This window comes from Intrasporangium oryzae NRRL B-24470 (genome assembly GCF_000576595.1).
Taxonomy (GTDB): domain Bacteria; phylum Actinomycetota; class Actinomycetes; order Actinomycetales; family Dermatophilaceae; genus Intrasporangium_C; species Intrasporangium_C oryzae.
The window spans coordinates 13,048-31,259 of record NZ_AWSA01000033.1 but is presented as its reverse complement, the minus strand read 5'-3'; the positions used below and the strand labels follow the sequence as shown (position 1 = coordinate 31,259).

At 72.4% G+C, this 18,212-nt stretch carries 20 protein-coding genes; 12 read left to right on the top strand and 8 right to left on the bottom strand.

Going from position 1 to position 18,212, the window contains the following annotated elements; genetic code table 11:
* Positions 1–5 precede the first annotated feature (5 nt).
* Entirely contained in the window at positions 6–2,801 is a 2,796-nt protein-coding gene (gene secA / locus N865_RS14690; RefSeq protein WP_034807433.1) for a preprotein translocase subunit SecA, read from the top strand.
* 75 nt (positions 2,802–2,876) lie between these two features.
* Here secA and N865_RS14685 read toward each other — a convergent pair whose 3' ends face one another.
* Complete coding sequence (locus N865_RS14685) at positions 2,877–3,446, bottom strand: Rv3235 family protein (protein ID WP_051510625.1); 570 nt, start codon at positions 3,444–3,446, stop codon at positions 2,877–2,879.
* A complete protein-coding gene (locus N865_RS22785; RefSeq protein WP_157557714.1) occupies positions 3,443–4,354 on the bottom strand; it encodes a LysM peptidoglycan-binding domain-containing protein in 912 nt (303 codons plus the stop codon). Before N865_RS22785 ends, N865_RS14685 begins: the two co-directional genes overlap by 4 nt.
* A gap of 137 nt (positions 4,355–4,491) precedes the next feature.
* Between N865_RS22785 and N865_RS14675 the strand changes: the two genes are divergently transcribed.
* Entirely contained in the window at positions 4,492–5,037 is a 546-nt protein-coding gene (locus N865_RS14675) for a hypothetical protein (RefSeq protein ID WP_034807431.1), read from the top strand.
* A gap of 9 nt (positions 5,038–5,046) precedes the next feature.
* Here the strand turns inward: N865_RS14675 and N865_RS14670 are convergent, their stop codons facing one another.
* On the bottom strand, positions 5,047–5,280 hold the full coding sequence (locus N865_RS14670) for a helix-turn-helix domain-containing protein (protein ID WP_034807428.1): 234 nt from the start codon (positions 5,278–5,280) through the stop codon (positions 5,047–5,049).
* Between the two features lie 275 nt (positions 5,281–5,555).
* Here N865_RS14670 and N865_RS14665 point away from each other — a divergent pair, with 275 nt between their 5' ends.
* A complete protein-coding gene (locus N865_RS14665) occupies positions 5,556–6,218 on the top strand; it encodes an SAF domain-containing protein (protein WP_034807426.1) in 663 nt (220 codons plus the stop codon).
* Positions 6,215–7,573 carry an AAA family ATPase gene (locus tag N865_RS14660; RefSeq protein ID WP_051510620.1) on the top strand — a complete coding sequence of 453 codons (1,359 nt, stop codon included), beginning with the start codon at positions 6,215–6,217 and terminating at the stop codon, positions 7,571–7,573. Before N865_RS14665 ends, N865_RS14660 begins: the two co-directional genes overlap by 4 nt.
* A gap of 15 nt (positions 7,574–7,588) precedes the next feature.
* Here N865_RS14660 and N865_RS14655 read toward each other — a convergent pair whose 3' ends face one another.
* Together N865_RS14655 and N865_RS14650 are read right to left on the bottom strand one after the other, a co-directional pair.
* Positions 7,589–8,959, bottom strand: a complete 1,371-nt coding sequence (locus tag N865_RS14655; protein WP_245603775.1) for a hypothetical protein — start codon at positions 8,957–8,959, stop codon at positions 7,589–7,591.
* Positions 8,960–8,963: 4 nt separating this feature from the next.
* On the bottom strand, positions 8,964–9,368 hold the full coding sequence (locus tag N865_RS14650; protein ID WP_034807423.1) for a hypothetical protein: 405 nt from the start codon (positions 9,366–9,368) through the stop codon (positions 8,964–8,966).
* 40 nt (positions 9,369–9,408) lie between these two features.
* Here N865_RS14650 and N865_RS14645 point away from each other — a divergent pair, with 40 nt between their 5' ends.
* The 8 genes from N865_RS14645 to pruA all read left to right on the top strand — a co-directional run bounded on the left by N865_RS14645 (position 9,409) and on the right by pruA (position 16,664).
* Positions 9,409–10,842, top strand: coding sequence for a WS/DGAT/MGAT family O-acyltransferase (locus N865_RS14645; protein WP_034807421.1), 1,434 nt, complete (start codon positions 9,409–9,411; stop codon positions 10,840–10,842).
* On the top strand, positions 10,842–11,285 hold the full coding sequence (locus N865_RS14640; RefSeq protein ID WP_034807419.1) for a DUF6912 family protein: 444 nt from the start codon (positions 10,842–10,844) through the stop codon (positions 11,283–11,285). Before N865_RS14645 ends, N865_RS14640 begins: the two co-directional genes overlap by 1 nt.
* Positions 11,286–11,366: 81 nt before the next feature.
* Positions 11,367–11,846 carry an NUDIX domain-containing protein gene (locus N865_RS14635; protein ID WP_084328261.1) on the top strand — a complete coding sequence of 160 codons (480 nt, stop codon included), beginning with the start codon at positions 11,367–11,369 and terminating at the stop codon, positions 11,844–11,846.
* 45 nt (positions 11,847–11,891) lie between these two features.
* Entirely contained in the window at positions 11,892–12,563 is a 672-nt protein-coding gene (locus N865_RS14630; protein ID WP_084328258.1) for a TetR/AcrR family transcriptional regulator, read from the top strand.
* A gap of 40 nt (positions 12,564–12,603) precedes the next feature.
* A complete protein-coding gene (locus N865_RS14625) occupies positions 12,604–13,575 on the top strand; it encodes an alpha/beta hydrolase (protein ID WP_051510618.1) in 972 nt (323 codons plus the stop codon).
* Positions 13,576–13,634: 59 nt separating this feature from the next.
* Positions 13,635–14,339, top strand: coding sequence for an SGNH/GDSL hydrolase family protein (locus N865_RS14620; RefSeq protein ID WP_034807416.1), 705 nt, complete (start codon positions 13,635–13,637; stop codon positions 14,337–14,339).
* 141 nt (positions 14,340–14,480) lie between these two features.
* Entirely contained in the window at positions 14,481–14,882 is a 402-nt protein-coding gene (locus N865_RS14615) for a DUF4870 domain-containing protein (RefSeq protein ID WP_034807414.1), read from the top strand.
* Positions 14,883–15,035: 153 nt separating this feature from the next.
* Positions 15,036–16,664, top strand: coding sequence for an L-glutamate gamma-semialdehyde dehydrogenase (gene pruA / locus N865_RS14610; RefSeq protein WP_034807411.1), 1,629 nt, complete (start codon positions 15,036–15,038; stop codon positions 16,662–16,664).
* Between the two features lie 107 nt (positions 16,665–16,771).
* Here pruA and N865_RS14605 read toward each other — a convergent pair whose 3' ends face one another.
* The 3 genes from N865_RS14605 to N865_RS14595 all read right to left on the bottom strand — a co-directional run bounded on the left by N865_RS14605 (position 16,772) and on the right by N865_RS14595 (position 18,189).
* The gene (locus N865_RS14605; RefSeq protein ID WP_034807408.1) at positions 16,772–17,269 is read right to left on the bottom strand and encodes a DUF2505 domain-containing protein; all 498 of its coding nucleotides are present in this window, start codon (positions 17,267–17,269) and stop codon (positions 16,772–16,774) included.
* Between the two features lie 69 nt (positions 17,270–17,338).
* Complete coding sequence (locus tag N865_RS14600; protein WP_034807406.1) at positions 17,339–17,872, bottom strand: hypothetical protein; 534 nt, start codon at positions 17,870–17,872, stop codon at positions 17,339–17,341.
* Positions 17,869–18,189, bottom strand: coding sequence for a hypothetical protein (locus N865_RS14595; protein WP_034807404.1), 321 nt, complete (start codon positions 18,187–18,189; stop codon positions 17,869–17,871). The genes N865_RS14600 and N865_RS14595 overlap by 4 nt, the downstream gene beginning before the upstream one ends.
* Positions 18,190–18,212: the final 23 nt, after the last annotated feature.

The following is an 18,212-nucleotide window of genomic DNA, read 5'->3' as shown; positions in this document are numbered from 1 at the left end:
CACAGATGGTCATCGAGAAGCTGCTTCGCGCTGGCGAGGGCCGGACCCTGAAGAAGCTCCAGGGCATCGCCAAGCAGGTGAACGCCCTCGAGGCCGACTTCGAGAAGCTCACCGACGAGGAGCTGCGCGAGGAGACCCCCAACTTCCGCGCGCGCCTCGAGGCCGGTGAGAGTCTCGACGACCTGCTCCCCGAGGCGTTCGCCGCCGTCCGGGAGGCGAGCAAGCGCACCCTGGGCAAGCGCCACTTCGACGTCCAGCTCATGGGTGGCGCCGCTCTCCACCAGGGCAACGTCGCCGAGATGAAGACCGGTGAGGGCAAGACGCTCGTCGCGACCCTCCCGTCCTACCTCAACGCGCTGTCCGGCAAGGGCGTGCACGTCATCACGGTCAACGACTTCCTCGCCGAGTACCAGTCCGAGCTCATGGGCCGCGTCCACCGCGCCCTCGGCATGGAGACCGGCTGCATCCTCGCCTCGATGACCCCCGAGCAGCGCCGCGCGGAGTACGCCAAGGACATCACCTACGGCACCAACAACGAGTTCGGCTTCGACTACCTGCGCGACAACATGGCGTGGGAGCCGTCCGAGCTCGTCCAGCGCGGCCACAACTTCTGCATCGTCGACGAGGTCGACTCCATCCTCATCGACGAGGCCCGCACGCCGCTCATCATCTCCGGCCCGGCCGACCTCGCGACGAAGTGGTACGTCGAGTTCGCGCGGATCGTCCAGCGCCTGAGCCGTGGCGAGGACGGCCGCGGCGACTACGAGGTCGACGAGAAGAAGCGGACCGTCGGCGTCCTCGAGTCGGGCATCGCCCGGGTCGAGGACCTCCTCGGCATCGACAACCTCTACGACACGGTCAACACCCCCCTCATCGGCTACCTCAACAACGCCATCAAGGCGAAGGAGCTGTTCAAGAAGGACAAGGACTACGTCGTCATGAACGGCGAGATCCTCATCGTCGACGAGCACACCGGCCGCATGCTCCCCGGCCGCCGGTACAACGAGGGCATGCACCAGGCGATCGAGGCGAAGGAGGGTGTGGAGATCAAGAACGAGAACCAGACCCTCGCGACGATCACCCTGCAGAACTACTTCCGCATGTACGACAAGCTCTCCGGCATGACCGGTACGGCCATGACCGAGGCCGCGGAGCTCAACTCGATCTACAAGCTCGGCGTCGTCCCGATCCCGACCAACCGGCCGATGATCCGCAAGGACCAGCCGGACCTCGTCTACCGGACCGAGGTCGCCAAGTTCGACGCCGTCGTCGACGACATCGTCGAGAGGCACGCGCTCGGACAACCCGTGCTCGTCGGCACCGTGTCCGTCGAGAAGAGCGAGTACCTCTCGCAGCAGCTGAAGAAGCGCGGCATCAAGCACGAGGTCCTCAACGCCAAGCAGCACGAGCGCGAGGCCGCCATCGTCGCCGAGGCCGGCCGCAAGGGCGCCGTCACGGTCGCCACCAACATGGCCGGTCGAGGCACCGACATCATGCTGGGCGGCAACTCCGAGTTCCGCGCCGTCACCGAGCTGAAGCGTCGCGGCCTCGACCCCGAGGAGACCCCGGAGGAGTACGAAGCCGCGTGGGACGAGGCCCTCGCCAAGGCGGAGGAGGCCGTCGCGGCCGAGCACGAGGAGGTCACCGCGCTCGGCGGCCTCTACGTCCTCGGTACCGAGCGCCACGAGTCGCGCCGTATCGACAACCAGCTCCGCGGTCGCTCCGGCCGCCAGGGCGACCCCGGCGAGTCGCGCTTCTACCTCTCGCTCCACGACGACCTCATGCGCCTGTTCAACGCCGGCCTCGTCGACCGCTTCATGCAGACCGCCGGCATGGAGGACAACGTGCCGATCGAGAGCAAGATGGTCACGAACTCGATCCAGAAGGCCCAGGGCGCGGTCGAGGCCCAGAACTACGAGATCCGCAAGAACGTCCTCAAGTACGACGACGTCATGAACCGCCAGCGTCAGGTCATCTACGACGAGCGGCGCGCCGTCCTCATGGGCGAGGACCTCCACGAGCAGCTGCGCATGTTCGTCAACGACGTGGTCGGTGGCTACGTCGACGCCGCCACGGCCGAGGGCTTCGCCGGGGACTGGGACCTCGAGCGCCTCTGGGACGCCCTGCGCCAGGTCTTCCCCGTCTCCGTGACGATCGAGCAGGTCGAGGAGCTCGCCGGCGGCCGCCAGTCGATCACCGCCGACCTGCTCCGTGAGCAGCTCATGTCCGACGCCCACCACGCCTACGACCAGCGCGAGGCCACCCTGGGTGACGAGACGATGCGTGAGGTCGAGCGGCGCGTCGTCCTGTCGGTCCTCGACCGCAAGTGGCGCGAGCACCTCTACGAGATGGACTACCTCCAGGAGGGCATCGGCCTGCGGGCCATGGCCCAGCGCGACCCTCTCATCGAGTACCAGCGCGAGGGCTACCAGCTCTTCGAGGCGATGATGGACGCGATCAAGGAGGAGTCGGTCGCCAACCTCTTCTCCGTCCAGGTCGAGGTCACTCCGCCGCCGGCCCAGGTCGGCGCGGCGCCGATGGCGGTCTCCGAGCTCGTCGGAGCACTTGCTGCCGACGATGTCACCGGGGCCGCGGCTGCTCCGGCCGGGGGTTCGAGTGCGTTCGGCGACGGCGGGGTCCGGGTCTCGGGCGTCGACCTGCCGGCCGACGGGCAGCGCCCCTCGGCCCTGCGCTACACCGCCCCGGGCGAGGACGGTCGCGCCGTCGAGACGGGCGGCCAGCAGACCTTCGAGCGCCGGGCCGACCGACGCGGCAAGAAGGTCAAGCGCAAGCGCCGCTGACGAGTCTGCCGATCCGATGCCGGCCGGGCGACCACCCACGCGTGGTCGCCCGGCCGTCGCCGTCTGCGGCCGGACTCAGCCGATCGTCAGCGCCGTGACGAGCCAACGCCCGTCGAGGCCCTCGAGCCGGAGGGCGAGTGCGCGCACCCGGCCGTGCGAGACGACGACGGCGCACGCCTCCACGATCCCGTCGGCGGGCTCGCACAGCCGGACCCGGCGCACGACGGCCGGCCGCCGCGGGCCCTGGCGCTGTCGTCGCGCGGCCACCATCGCCTGACGGGCGAGGACCGAGTAGAGGCTCGGCGCGGTGTGCCGGATCAGCTGCGGAGCGGGCCGCTGGCCGGAGACGACCTCGACGATGGCCTGCGAGAGCCGGGCGACGAAGGGCGTCGGGTCGGGCAGCAGGCTCGTCCGGGTCGGCCGACGGTCGAAGTCCTCGTCCCCGGGAGGGAAGAAGTCGAGAGCCAGCGCCTCCTGAGCGTAGGGGGCGGGACCGAGCCAGGCGTCGTCCGCCGAGATGATCTGCGGGGCCGTCTGGGGGATCGGGCGCACGGTGAAGCCCTCGTGCCGGACGTCGCCCGTATGCCGTCGGGTGGCCTTGCGCGGGTTCGTCGTCGTGCCCGCCGTCCGTCGTTCGCCGCTCATCGCGGGAGGACCTCGGGTGCGACGAGCTGCGTCCCCGGCTCGATGGAGTCGGGGTCGTCTCCCACGACCCCGGCGTTCGCGGCATACCACCGCGGCCACTCGCGGGCGACCTGGGCATCGGTCGCCTCGGGTCCGAGGTGTCGGGCCGCGATGGCCCACAGGGTGTCGCCGCGCCGGACGGTGATTTGCTCGACTGTTGCCGTCTGCAGCCGCGGAGCCGGGGCGAGGAGAGTCGCTCGCTCCGGGTCGAGGACCGGTGCGGGACGCGTCGGGCGCCATCCTGGCCCCGGTAGGGCGTCCGGCGATGCGGTGGTCGTCGGGTCCCGGGTGGGTGGCACGGGCGGCGGCGTCGTCGTGGTCGCGGGGGCCAACCGGGCGCCGGCGCCGGGGAAGCCGACCGTCCCGACCGGTACGGCGCTCTCCTCCGTCGTGGGGTGATACCCGGGGTCGGGCAGGGTCGGGGACGTGGCGCTGGGGGCTGCGACGGGCAGCGGGCCCGCGACCGCACCTGCGGGTAGAGCCAGCGTGCCGACCGAGGCGCCGAGGGCCATCCCGAGCGCTTGCTTGACGAGTCGAGGGGTGATGCGCGCGGCGACGGCCGCGGAGGCGCTGCCGACGAACCCGGGCACCCGGCCCAGGGCGACGAGCGCCGTGCCGACGGCCAGCCAGAGGGCGCAGGCCATCCCGACCCAGGCGAGGAGCGCGAGGACGATGTCATCGGCCCGGGCGGCGCCGGACGGCCACCCGGTCACAGCGACCTGCGCGAAGACACGGGCCACGACGAGGCACAGTCCGCAGCTCACGAGCGCCCGCAGGACGGCTCCGCCGGGCCGCGCCCAGGCCGTCGCGGCCGGGGCGCCCATCGGAGGAGCGGTCGTGGTCGGCGCGGTAGGCGAGGAGAGCTTCATGAGAGCATTTAACGCAGTTTGCTTGCGTTTGGTCAATGAATACCTCACTTGGTCTCACTCGGGTCGTACCATCGCTACGCTGGGCGGGTCCTCCACCAGGACGGAGGGGTGAGCGCGCAAACGGCAGGGAGACGCGAATGCGGTGGGAGCGGCTGTTCGACGACCTCGAGGCGCAGCTGACGCGCGACGAGTCACGCGGTCAGGAGGCCGAGATCGCGGACCGGACGCGCCGGGAGCGCGCATCCGTCGATCTGCACTCCCGCCTGCTCGGGAGCCTCGGCACGCGCCGGGTGTCGGTCCGTGTCCCGGGACGCGTGCTGGTCGGCGAGCTCGTCGACGTCGGCCCCGACTGGCTCCTCCTCGAGACCCGGCCGGACCGGCCGGAGCTCGTGGCCCTCGGCTCCGTCCGCGCGGTGTCGGGCCTGGGCACCGGCACCCACGCGCCGTCCGTGGTGGCCAAGCGGTTCGCCCTCGGTGCAGCGCTGCGGGCGGTCAGCAGAGACCGGGCCACGGTCGAGGTCCTCGACCTCGACGGGCGCCTGACCACGGGGACGATCGATGTCGTCGCCGCCGATCACCTCGAGCTGGCGGAGCACGCGTCCGACGCGCCACGCCGCGCCGAGAACGTCGTGGGGATGCAGCTCATCCCGTTCGCGGCGCTCGTGACCGTGCGTCGCCTCTGACGGATCCCGTCAGTCGTCGATCGAGCCGCCGAACGGGTGGGCCCGGACGAACGACTTCGTCTCGGCGTACATCCGCTGGATGTAGTTCTCGAGCTCGGTGGTCTCGACGCGCCACTGCCCACGGCCGCCGATCTTGATCGCGGGGAGCTCGCCGGAGCGCACGAGCGCATAGGCCTGCGCAGAGGAGATGTTGAGGATCTCGGACACCTCGGCCAGCTGCAGGAAGCGCTGCTGCGTCACCATGACTCCTTCGAACGGTCGCCGCATCGCGGCTCGGTCATTCCTTACCCGGAGGGACCGCATCTTTGTCGTCGCCGCCGTCCAGATGGATGGACACGGTGTGGACAACTCCATCCTAGGTACATCTCCCGCCGGTCTCGGCCGCTTTTCCACAGGCTGGGTCTTGGTGAGGCGGTCCGCGTCCAAGTGCGGCAGGATGAGCCCGCGCGGCCTCCGACGGGCTCGGGTGTCGCCGCTTCAGAGATGACTCACAGCGACCACACAGGGGGAGATGCTCGGTGACCGAGCTGGCCAGGCCTGCCGCGAAACGCCTGCAACGACCGTCCTGGAGGGACAGCCGACTCGTCGTCGGCATCCTCCTCGTGCTGCTCTCCGCCACGCTCGGTGCCAAGGCGGTGGCGAGCGCCGACGACCGCACTCCGGTCTACGTGGCAGCCGATGACCTCGTCGCGGGTGACCGGGTCACGGCGTCGTCCTTCACCCGGGTCGACGTCCGGCTCGGGGAGGGGGTCGTGGCCTACCTGCCCGCCGACGCGCCCGCACCGGAGGGCAGCTACCTCCTGCGCGACGTCAGAGCGGGCGAGCTCGTCCCCCGCTCCGCGGTCGGCGCGCCCGACGCCGTCCGGGTGCAGCGGGTCACCGTGCGCTCCGACACCGGGTCGACGGCAGGGCTCGTCCGGGGCAGCCGGGTCGACGTCTACGTCACCCCCAAGACCGGCTCGGGTCTGGACGACGCCGACCCGGTGACCCGCAAGCTGCTTGCGGGAGCCGCCGTGGCGGCGGTGCAGACCAGGGGCGGCAGCCTCGGCGGCACCGCGACGACCTCCGTCCAGGTGTACGTCCCCGCGGGGAAGGTCCAGGCCCTCGTCGAGGCCGTCGACGCGGAGGCCAAGGTGACGCTCGTCCCGGTGCCCGGCACCGCGACGGACGGTGCCTCGTGACGGAGGTGGTCACGGGGCTCAGTCCCCAGTGGGAGTCCTTGGTCGCGACCGCGCTCGAACGGGTGCGGGGAGTGACGATCGCCCGCCGGTGCGCCGACGTCGCCGAGCTGGTCTCCGTCGCCGAGGCCGGGATCGGGCAGGTCGCCGTCGTGTCCCACGACCTGCGGGGGCTCGACCTCAGCGTCGTGCGCCGGGTCCGGGAGCAGGGGCTGCGCGTCGTGGGGCTCGTCCCGCCCGACGACGAGGCCGCCGAGCGCCGGCTTCGCCAGCTCGCCGTCGCGCTCGTCCTGCCGATGGACGCCGATCCCGACCGGATCGGCGCCGCCCTCGACGACGAGAGCACCGGCGGGTGGCCCGACGGTCTCGACGAGGCCACGACGGCACTGCCCGGGAGCGTGGCTGACCCCGGGTCGTCCGTCGGGCCCCGGTCGCCCGACGAGCCCGGCTGGCTTCCCGCCGGCGCCGACCGCGCTCCGGTCCACGGCGACGACGCGCCGCGGTCGCGGGTCGTCGCGGTGTGGGGCCCCACCGGGGCGCCCGGGCGCACCACCGTCGCGACCAACCTCGCCGTCGAGGTGGCCTCACGCGGGACCGAGGTCGTCCTGGTCGACGCCGACACCTACGGCGGCTCCGTGGCCCAGGTCCTCGGACTGCTCGACGAGGCGCCTGGGATCGCGGCCGCGTGCCGGGCCGCCGACCACGGCGGCCTCGACCTCCCGTCCCTGTCGCGGATCGCGCCGTATGCCGCGTCGCACCTTCGCGTCGTCACCGGCCTGCCCCGGGCCGACCGGTGGCCCGAGGTGCGGGGCGCGGCCCTCGAACGCGTCATCGAGCTCGCACGAGTCCTCGCACCCGTGGTCGTCGTCGACTGCGGCTTCTGCCTCGAGGACGACGAGGAGCTGAGCTATGACACCGCGGCTCCGCGCCGCAACGAGGCGACGCTCACGGCGCTCGCGACGGCCGACGTCGTCGTCGCCGTCGGCGGTGCCGATCCCGTCGCGCTCCAGCGGTTCGTCCGCGGCCTGCAGGAGCTCGGCACCGTCCCGTCGCCCGAGCCGGTCGTCGTCGTCAACCGCGTCCGGAGCGCGGCCGTCGGCTCGCGGCCCGAGGAGCGGATCGCCGACTCCCTGCTGCGTTTCGCGGGGCTCGAGGCGGTGCGCTTCCTGCCCGACGACCCCTCGACCACCGACGCGGCGCTCCTGGCCGGCCGGTCGGTCGTCGAGCAGGCGCCGGACTCGGCGCTCCGTCGGGCCGTCACCGACCTCGCAGACGCGGTCGTGCCCTGGACGCGGAGTCGCGCCGGGGTGCGACGGCGGCGCTGGCGGCGGACCGCGGGGGTGCCGGCTGCAGGATGACGCCTCGGCTCGTCCTCAGGGCGCGAAGAGGATCGTCAACCCGCTCACGGTGTAGAAGACCATGACGACCATGAGCGGGATCTGGCCGATCACGGCGGAGCGACGGTCGAGCACGGTGACCGCGCGCTCATGGGCGGCGACGACGCCGAGCAGGTGCCCGACGACGATGCTGACCGCCTGGATCGTCGCGACGAGGGTCGGCTGGATGAGCGCGTCGTCGGGGGTGAGCCCGGCGGTGCCGAGCAGGTCGGCGCCCGTGCCGAGCGGGTCGGTCATGAGGGTCCAGGCGAGCTGCCCCTGGTAGACCCAGAGGGACCAGTAGTGCGCGACGAGATACCCGGCCGCGATGGGGATGAGCGAGGGCGCGATGTCGCTGACGAAGTCGAACGAGTCCCTGACGGGCCGGTCCGCGAGCCGCATCGAGACGAGCGCCGCGAGCCACAGCGTGACCGCGACCGCGGCGAAGAAGCCGACGAGCGTCACCGTCTTGAGCAGGGTCGCCGGGAGCGGCGAGGTCTGCACGAACGTCGCCCACGAGAGGTTGGCCGAGAAGCCGTCGTATGCCGTGCTGCCCAGCATGACGGCGACGGTGGCCACGAGCCCCCGCTGGCCACGGAGGGTGTTGACACCGTGGAGCGGGGTGCGCAGCCCCCAGCGGCCGTCGTCGCGCCGGCCCAGGGGTGAGAGCAGGCCGAGCAGCCGCGACCACACCTCGAACGGGTCAGCCTCGTCGAACCACACGCGGCCGAAGAGGGCCGAGCCGAGGAGGGAGATCGCGACGAAGGCACCGACGAGGAGCCGGAGGAACGGCAGGCTCGTGTTGTCCTCGGCGATGAGCTCGACCCAGGTGAAGGCGCCCAGGCCGAGGGCGGCGGGCCAGAGGCCGGCCCGGTACTGCAGGGCCACGAGGTCGGGCGAGACCCGTGCCAGGCGGAGCAGCCCGGCATGGAGGGCCCGGAGCGGGTTGACGACACGCCAGATCGGGCCGAAGAGCATCGATCCGAAGGCCAGCCCGACCCAGAACCACACGTAGATGACACTCGGGACGGGGTTCCTCGCCGAGTCCGGACCGGCCACGAGGGCCACGAGGGTCCAGAGGACGATGACGGCCGTGACCGCCCGAGCCAGACCGCGGAGCCAGCGGGAGTCGAGGGCCCGGGCGAGCGCGTCGGGCAGGAGGATGCCGTCGCTCGGACGCAGCCGCGGCTCGCGCCACAGGAAGCCGATCGCGAGGAACGAGATGAGCAGGGCGGCGAGCGCTCCGATGACCAGTGCGGTGAAGGGGAGCGGCAGGTCGCTGCGGCTGCCCACACCGTGCGCGGGGACGAGGGCGTGGACGCTGTGGGGCGCCAGCAGCACCGTCGTCAGGCTCGTCGGGTCGGTCATCGGCTCAGCGGACCGCGACGGTCAGCAGCGTCAGGGCGGGGTCGTGTGTCTCGACCTCGTAGAGGCCGGCCGTGGTGCCGGTCAGCCGCACGGTCGTCGGGGTCCCGGCCTTGAGCGGGGCCTCGACCTCGAAGCCGTGGACGTGCAGCTCGTCGTCGTGGTCGCTCGTCACGACGAGCTCGAGCGTCTGGCCGATCCCGAGCTCGACCTGCGCGGGTGCCGGGGTCACGGTCGTGCCCGAGATCGTCACCTCGAGACGCCGGCTCGCTGCGGTCGTGCCCGCGCCACCCGTGGAGCTCACGGCGCCACCCGCGCCGGGCCCCGACGGGGTATCTCCGGCCCCGCACGCGGCGGCACCGGACAGCGCGAGGAGGCATGCGGCATACGGCAGGACTCGGAGGAGGCGCATGGCTGCGATCCTAGGGGGAGCGTTCTGGCAGAGTGTGAGCATGTCCGACCGGCTCACCTCCCTCGACGCGTCGTTCCTCTACCTCGAGGAGTCGACGACGGCGATGCACATCGGGTCGGTCATGGTCTTCGAGCCGCTCGACAGCGGCTTCGACTACGACCAGCTCGTCACCATCATCGAGAACCGCCTGAGCGCCATCCCACGGTTCCGGCAGAAGGTTCGCGACGTCCCCGGGCGCATCGGCAACCCGGTCTGGGTCGACGACGAGGGCTTCGACATGAGCTACCACGTCCGGCGCGCCGCCCTGCCGCGGCCGGGGAGCGACCGCCAGCTCCAGGACTTCGTCGCCAGGGTCCAGCCGCGCCGGCTCGACCGGACGCGGCCGCTCTGGGAGGTCTATCTCGTCGAGGGTCTCCAGGGCGGCCGCTTCGCCATCGTGACCAAGACCCACCAGGCGCTCATCGACGGCGTCAACGCCCTCGACATCGCCCACGTCATCGTCGACTCGGTCCCCGAGCCGGCCCCCGACGAGAGCTCGCCCGACCTCCCGGTCCGCTGGGAGCCGAGCCGTGCGCCGTCGTCGGTCGAGCTCGTCACCGAGGCCCTCGTCGATGCCGTCCGGCGTCCCACCCAGGTCGTCGACCTCGTGCGGGGCGGCGTCAACGACGCGGTCAACGTCGGCGTCCGCGCCCTCGAGTCGGCCGGGGCCTTCCTGTCGACCGTGGCGCGCACGGCGGCGCGCCCGGCTCCATCCTCGCCGCTCAACGCCGAGATCGGCTCGGCCCGTCGCTGGGTCATGGTCGCGACCGACCTCGACGACTACCGCATCGTGCGCAAGCGTCTCGCCCGGGGCGCCTACGCCGAGGACGTGACGATCAACGACGTCGTCCTCGCGACGATCGCCGGCGGGTTCCGAACCTGGCTCCTCGGCCGGGGCGAGCCGGTCAGCAGCGGCACGGTCGTGCGCGCGATGGTCCCGGTGAGCATCTATGGCGACGACCCGTCCGGGATGTACGCCAACCAGGTCATGGCGTGCGTCGTCAACCTTCCCGTCGGGGAGCCCGGGGCGTCGATGCGCCTGCACCAGATCGCGTTCGCGATGCGCCAGCAGATGGAGGGCGGGCAGGCGGTCGGGGCGACGTCTCTGGCCAACCTCGCCGGGTTCGCGCCGCCGACCCTCCACGCGCTCGGCGCCCGGCTCGGGTCGGCGATGTCGAGGCGGCTCTACAACGTCATGATCACCAACGTCCCCGGACCGCAGACCCCCCTCTACGCCGGTGACGCCGAGATGGTCTCGACGTATCCCGTGACGCCGCTCGCCAAGGGGCAGGCGCTCTCGATCGGGATCACGTCGTACAACGGGGGCGTCTACTACGGCCTCAACGCCGACCGCGACGCGATGCCGGACGTCGGGGACCTCGGCCAGTCGATCGTCGAGTCGCTCGCCGAGCTGTCGAGCGGGAGGGAGTCCTGATGCCGGTCGTCCGCGTCTACGTGCCGCTCGGTCGTCCTGACCTCGAGGAGCTGGGCACCGCGGGTGCCCTCCCGGCCGGGCCGGGCACGCCCCGGGTCGCGTATGCCGTGACCCGGGGTCTCGAGGCCAGCGCGCCCGGCCTCGACGTCGAGGACCTCGAGTACGCCGCCTTCAGCGACGCCGTGGCTGCGGCCGGGGCGCTTCGCTCGGCACCCGGCGACCGCCGGGTCGTCGCGGCGGCCGACGCCGACGCGAGCTGGGTCGCACCGCGCGACGGCCGGACCGTCTCGATGGTCGCCCTGACGGTCCCCCTGCCGCTCGCGCGGGTCGCCTCCTTCCACATCGACGACGCGGTGTCGGCCGGGGCCGTCGACGACGAGGCGGACGAGCTGCTCTGGTACGACGTCACCGAGCTCGACGACGTGCGCGCGTTCTTCGGCTGAGGTCCGGCAGTGGCAGCGGAGGAGCTGGTGGCTCTCTACGACGACGCGGGGCGGGAGTGCGGCGCGGTTCAGCGTTCGGTCATGCGCGCCCAGAACCTGCGCCACGCAGCCTCCTCGATCGTCGTGCGCGACTCCGGCGGGCGGGTCTACCTGCACCGGCGGACCTCGACCAAGGACGTCTACCCGGGCCTGCTCGACTTCACCGCCGGCGGTGTCGTGCTGGCGGGGGAGGAGCCCGACGTCGGTGCGGTCCGCGAGCTCGCGGAGGAGCTCGGCATCGAGGGTGTCCCGCTCGTGTCCTTCGGTGTCGCCGACTACGCGGACGACGCGACGCGCTACCGCGCCTTCCGGTTCTGCGCGACGTGGGACGGCCTGATCCGCTGGCAGCCGGAGGAGGTCGCATGGGGCGACTGGGTGACCCTCGACGAGCTGGTCCGCCGCATCGACGACGACCCGGAGACCCTCATGCCCGACAGCGTCGCGGTGTGGCGCGACACGGTGCGGGCCTGGCAGGCGGGCGCCACGGGAGCGGAGATCCCCCCGGCTCCTGACGAAGGGTGATCGTGACCTCTTGTCACGACCGAACGATCGTGCTTTTCTAGTGTCATGAACAAGGGCGAGCAGACGAAGTCCGCGATCCTCGACGAGGCGGCCGAGCTGGCATCCCTCGTCGGGCTGGGCGGCCTGACGATCGGGACGCTCGCCGCGGCGACGAAGCTGTCCAAGAGCGGCCTCTACGCCCACTTCGACTCCAAGGAGGCCCTCCAGGTCGAGGTCCTCCGGCGCGCCCGTGACCGTTTCGGCGACGTCGTCCTGCGCCCCGCCATCAAGGCCCCCCGGGGCGAGCCCCGTCTCCGCGCGTTCTTCGACCACTGGATCGCGTGGCAGTCCGAGGGCTACGGCGGGGGGTGCATCTTCGTCAACGCGGCGAGCGAGTTCGACGACCAGGAGGGGGCCGTCCGTGACGAGCTCCTCCGGGCCGAGCGCGACAAGCTCGAGTCCATCAGCCTCGTCGTCGGGACCGCGATCACGGAGGGGCACTTCCGCCCCGACGTCGACCCCGCACAGTTCGCCTACGAGCTCGAGGGGATCATCCTCGCGCACCACCACGCGAAGCGCCTCATGCGCGACGACGCGGCCGCCGAGCGTGCTCGCCGGGCCTTCGAGCGGCTCCTCGCGGACTGCCGTGTGGTCGGCGCCCCGGCCCTTGCTCCGGCCGTCGGTGCGCTCACGTCCACCCCGTCATCCAGCGCCGCCGCCGCGGCTCCCACCGCCTGACGCCCGGCCGGGCTCGGCACCACCAGGAGAGGTCACGTCAATGGTTCAGTTCTCGGTCCAGAAAAGCACGATCGTTCGGTCGTTTACGCGACTCGGCTTCGGAAGCCTCGAGCGCCTCGCGCCGTCCGTCGGGGCGCGCCTGGCCGAACGAGTCTGGTTCCGCCTCCCCGGCCGGGCTCCCGCCACCACGGGACTCGGCGACAGGCTGCCCACGATCAGGGAGCTCCTCGGCGCGCCCTTCGCGGTCACGCTGCGCGGGCGGACCATCCGCGGCTGGGTCTGGGGTGAGGGCCCGGTGGTCTACCTCGTCCACGGCCGCGCCGGCAGTGCCGAGCAGCTCGTCCCGCTCGTCGCACCGTTGCTCGACCGCGGCCTCAGGGTGGTGGCGTTCGACGCCCTCAGCCACGGCGCGTCCGACCCGGGCGTCAACGGGCCGACCTCGAGCGATGCCGCCGAGCTGGGGAGGTCGCTCGACGCCGTCGCCGCGCGTTTCGGGCCGGCCCGGGCCGTCGTGGCGCACTCGCTCGGCGCGCTCGGTGCGGTCCTCGCCCTGCGGGACGGCTGGGTCGCCGCCGAGCGACTGGTCCTGGTGGCGCCCGTCGTGAGCGTGCCCGACCTGCTCGCCCGCTTCCGGACGGAGCTCGGCTTCGGCGCCCGCACCGAGCGCCGGCTCGCCGAGCGCTCCCTGAGGCGGACCGGGTATGCCGTCGACGACCTCGTGCTGCCCGCTCTCCTCGACCCCCACGAGCGACCCGCCCTCCTGGTCGTGCACGACCTGCTCGACCGCGACCTCGAGCACGCGGCCTCGGCCGCCCTCGTCGCCGCCTGGCCGGGCGCCGAGCTCTACTCGACCGCCGGTCTCGGCCACCGCAGGGTTCTCGCCGACCGCGCCGTCGGGGGCGCCATCGCGCGGTTCGTCGACCGGCTCCCCGTCGAGGCGAGCCTGCACGGGGGCGAGGCCCCCGCTCCCTGGCCCGTCCCGAGCCGCGACGGGGTCAGCAACGTGGCGTGACCGTCCACCCTGTGGTCCGGGGGGGACGGCCGCCCGTGCTCCCTTGTTACGGTGCCCGAATGGACTTCACCGCTGACGAGTACGCCCGCCGCGACGCAGACCGTCTGCGGGAGGTCCTCTCCGGCCCCCCGGTCACGTGGGTCTTCCTCGGCGACAGCATCACCCAGGCGGTCACCCACACCCGCGGCCGTCGCGGCTACGTCGAGCACTTCGCCGAGCGCGTCCGTGGCGAGCTCGGCCGGCTCAGCGACGCCGTCATCAACTCGGGTGTCTCGGGAAGCCGCGCCGAGGACCTGCTCCCCGAGTTCCACTGGCGTGCAGGTCGTTTCGCGCCCGACGTGGTGTTCGTCATGTTCGGCACCAACGACGTGCTCGACGGTCCCGACGGGGTCCGGGGCTACCGCTACCGCCTCGACCAGATCGTGCAGCGCAGCCGCGACGTCGGGGCGACGGTCGTCCTGCAGACGCCGCCGGGAGTCGTCGCCGAGGGTGGCCGCTCGCCCGAGGCGCTCGAGGCCTACGTCGACCAGGTCCGCTCCGTCGCCGCAGACCTCGGGGTCGTGCTCGTCGACCACGCCGCGCACTGGGCCGAGTCCGCCGAAGACGGCGCCCCGGCCGCTGGGTGGCTCGACGACCCGTTCCACCCGAGCGCCACGGGGCACCTCGAGCTGGCCCGCACCCTCTTCCGCACCCTCGGCATCGACGACGACGCGAGCGCCGTCTGCTCGCTCGCCGTCGAGGAGCCGGTGCGCGCCGACGCCTGAGCCCGCGTCTCGTCGACGTTCCGAAACGCGCCGGACCCGGCCCCACCGGGGTCGGGCCCGGGACGAGTCAGGGTCGGATCAGGGCTCTCTCAGGGGAGTCCTCCGTGGCGGTGAGGGGGCTTGGCGCACCAGACTCGAGTCATGAACGAACCGACCTCCCCGAACCCGTACTCCGATGCCGTCGCCGTCTCCGGTGAGGAGCGCTCGATGGCCGTCATCGCCCACGTCTCGACGCTGGCCGCGGCGGTCCTCTCCGCCGGCTGGCTCTCGATCGTCGGCCCGCTCGTCGTCTGGGCGCTCTACAAGGACAAGAGCGCCTTCGTGCGGCAGGCGGCTGCGGGCGCCTTCAACTTCAACCTCGTCATCTGGGTCATGACCATCGTCGGCTGGCTCTTCTTCATCACCCTCATCGGCATCCCGATCGCGATCATCCTCTGGGCCGTCGCCTTCGTCGCGAGCCTGTGGTTCCACATCACGGCGGCCGTCCGGGCCAACCGTGGCGAGAGCTACCGGTACCCGTGGGGGATCACGGTCCTGCGCTGACCGCTCGGTGGACGTGGAACGATGGGGTGACGTCACCTGCGCCCGCGAACCGGGCGCAGGTCCCCGGGTGGCCGGCCGACCGCCGGCGCACCCGGGACGTCACCGCCACCCCCAACCATGCCCAACCAGGCCCACCGAACCAAGGAGACGCGGATGGATGCAGTGACCCACGTGCCCGCACCGGCCAACGAGCCGGTGCTCGACTACGCCCCGGGATCCCCCGAGCGCGCGGCGCTGGAGGTCGCTCTGGCCGAGCTCGGGAGCACCGAGCGCGAGCTGCCGCACACCATCGACGGCGAGCGCGTCATGGGCTCGGGCGAGGCGATCGCGGTCCGCCAGCCGCACGCGCACGCGAAGGTCCTCGGAACCCTGCGCAACGCGACCACCGACGACGCCCGCCGCGCGGTCGACGCCGCCAAGGCGGCCGCGCCCGGCTGGCGTGAGCTCTCCTTCGACGACCGCGCCGCCATCCTGCTCAAGGCCGCCGAGCTCCTGTCCGGACCGTGGCGGGCCCGGCTCAACGCCGCGACGATGCTCGGACAGAGCAAGACGGCATACCAGGCGGAGATCGACGCCGCGTGCGAGCTCATCGACTTCTGGCGCCTCAACGTCCACTTCGCCCGCACGATCCTCGAGGAGCAGCCGCCCCTCAACGCCAAGGGCATCTGGAACCGCTCCGACTACCGCTCGCTCGAGGGGTTCGTCTACGCGATCACCCCGTTCAACTTCACGGCGATCGCCGGCAACCTGCCGACCGCGCCGGCGCTCATGGGCAACACCGTCGTGTGGAAGCCCGCCGTCACCCAGCAACTCGCGGCTCAGCTGACGATGGAGCTGCTCGAGGAGGCGGGGATGCCCCCGGGCGTCATCAACCTCGTGACGGGCCACGGCGCCGAGGTGTCCAAGGTGGCGCTCCACGACGAGGACCTCGCCGGCATCCACTTCACCGGCTCGACCCCCGTCTTCAAGCACCTCTGGGCGGAGGTCGGCGCCAACCTCGACCGCTACCGCACCTACCCGCGCCTCGTCGGCGAGACCGGCGGCAAGGACTTCATCCTCGCCCACCCGAGCGCCGACCCGGCCGTCCTGCGCACCGCGATGGTCCGGGGCGCCTTCGAGTTCCAGGGCCAGAAGTGCTCGGCCGCCTCGCGCGCCTATGTGCCCGCCTCCGTGTGGAAGCGGATCAAGGGCGACCTCGTCGACATCACCACCTCGCTTCGCCAGGGCGACGTCACCGACCTCTCGAACTTCATGGGTGCCGTCATCGACGACCGCGCCTTCGCCAAGCACAAGGACGCCATCGACCGCGCCCACGCGACGAGCTCGATCGAGGTCCTGGCCGGCGGGACCTACGACGACTCCGAGGGGTACTTCGTGCGGCCGACCGTCCTCGAGGTCGACGACGCGACCGACGAGTCGTTCAAGACGGAGTACTTCGGCCCGATCCTGTCCGTCCACGTCTTCCCCGACGCCGACTACGACACCGTCCTCGACCAGATGGAGGGCTTCGCGCCGTACGCCCTGACGGGCTCGATCATCGCCCAGGACCGCCGGGCCATCGCCGACGCGACGAAGCGGCTGCGCTTCGCCGCGGGCAACTTCTACATCAACGACAAGCCGACCGGTGCCGTCGTCGGCCAGCAGCCCTTCGGCGGCGGCCGCGCGTCCGGCACCAACGACAAGGCGGGCGCCGCGCAGAACCTCCTGCGGTGGACGAGCGTCCGCTCGATCAAGGAGACGTTCGTCCCGCCGACGAACCACACCTACCCGCACATGGGCTGATCCGGGGACGGCCGGCCCCCAAGGGGGCTCACGTATGCCGCTGGGCCGGGACCGCGCGTCGGCGCGGACCCGGCACAGCGGCATACGGCCGGAAAGGAGTCCGTGGGTCAGGCGTGCTCGGCGAGCCAGCCACGCCCGGTCCGGCCCTCGCTGTGGATCGCGTCGACGACCGCCGGGGCCGAAGCCTTCTCGACCTTGCCGCCGAGGAGCGGGATCGAGGCCTTGAGGTCGCCGTCGATCTGCATCCGGGTTCCGCCGCCGTTGGGAACGAGCGCGACCTTGGCCCGCATGACGACCGGCGCCCCGGACACCTGGACCGTGAGGTCCCCGACACGCGAGGTGTCTGCCGCGGCCGGGCCCCAGGCGTAGGTCTCGGTGACCGCGAGCTTGCTGCCGACGATCGACTTGGCGAAGTCGGGCAGGTCGTGGGTGGGCAGCTCCCGGTGGGTCACGATCCGGGCGCCCGACCCCTCAGTGGTGATCGTCGTGTCGTGGCTGACGGCGCCCGCGTCGAGGCACTTGCGCTCCTGGAAACCCTCGTCGGTGAGCATCGCGAAGACGGTGTCGGGGGAGGCGTCGTAGTGGATCGTCTCGGAGATCTTCATGGCGACACGGTATTCCACGGTCGAGGTCCATGCGCCGGGCCCGGACCGGTCGCGGGCGCCCGACGGTCGTCAGGCACGACGCCCCGCGCGTGCCCGGTCGGACACCCGCGCGAGGGCCGCCTGTGAGGCGTCGAGCTCGCGGCCGAGCCGCGCGAGCTCACGAGCCCGCCCGGCGGTGACCCGGTTGAGCAGCTCCTGCAGGTGCTCGCGCGCCCTCAGCCGCTCGGCCGGGTCGGCGCGGCTCGGGCCGGGTGGCTCCACGACGAGGTGCCCCTCGACGCGCAGCCCCGCGCGCTCGGCGTCGTCGGCGAGGGACCGGAGCCTCGCGCCGTCCTCGACCGACCCCGCGGTCCAGGCCTGGAGCAGGCCCCCGATGCGGTCGAGCTCTGTCGCAGCGAGCGTGAGCAGGTCGCGCTCGTGGTCGCTCGGGTCGGCGTGAGCCCCTTCCCCGTTCGGGGCGCTCCCGGCCATCCGGCTCGCCCGCGCCGTCGCGGACTCGAGCTCGTCGACGAGGTCGGCGAGCCGGAGCGCCTGGCTGCGGAGGGCCCCGCCGAGCGCGGAGACGCTGCCGGGGTCGCCCGGAAGGCGAGCGCCGGTGGTCATCCCGCCGTCCAGTCGCGCGCCGCGGTCACGTCGTGTCCGAGCGGTGCGGGGTGTGGTGCCGATTCGGGGGAGGGGCCCGGACCTGGACGCCGTCCGAGGTCGAGGAGTCGCTCCTCGACGGCCTCCGAGAGTGCACGAAGGGTGTCCGCGGCCTGCTCCACCCACGCGTCGAGGGCGCGCTGGGTCGGGAGGTCGCCGAGGTCGGGCAGGTGGGTCAGCAGCTGGTCGGACAGCTCCCGGGACGTCGACCTGGCGCGCGCCAGGGCCCGCAGCGTCGGCGCGGCGGACGGCGGCGCGCCCGGGGCCCCCTCGGTCATGCCCTCACTCTAGGCAACGGCGG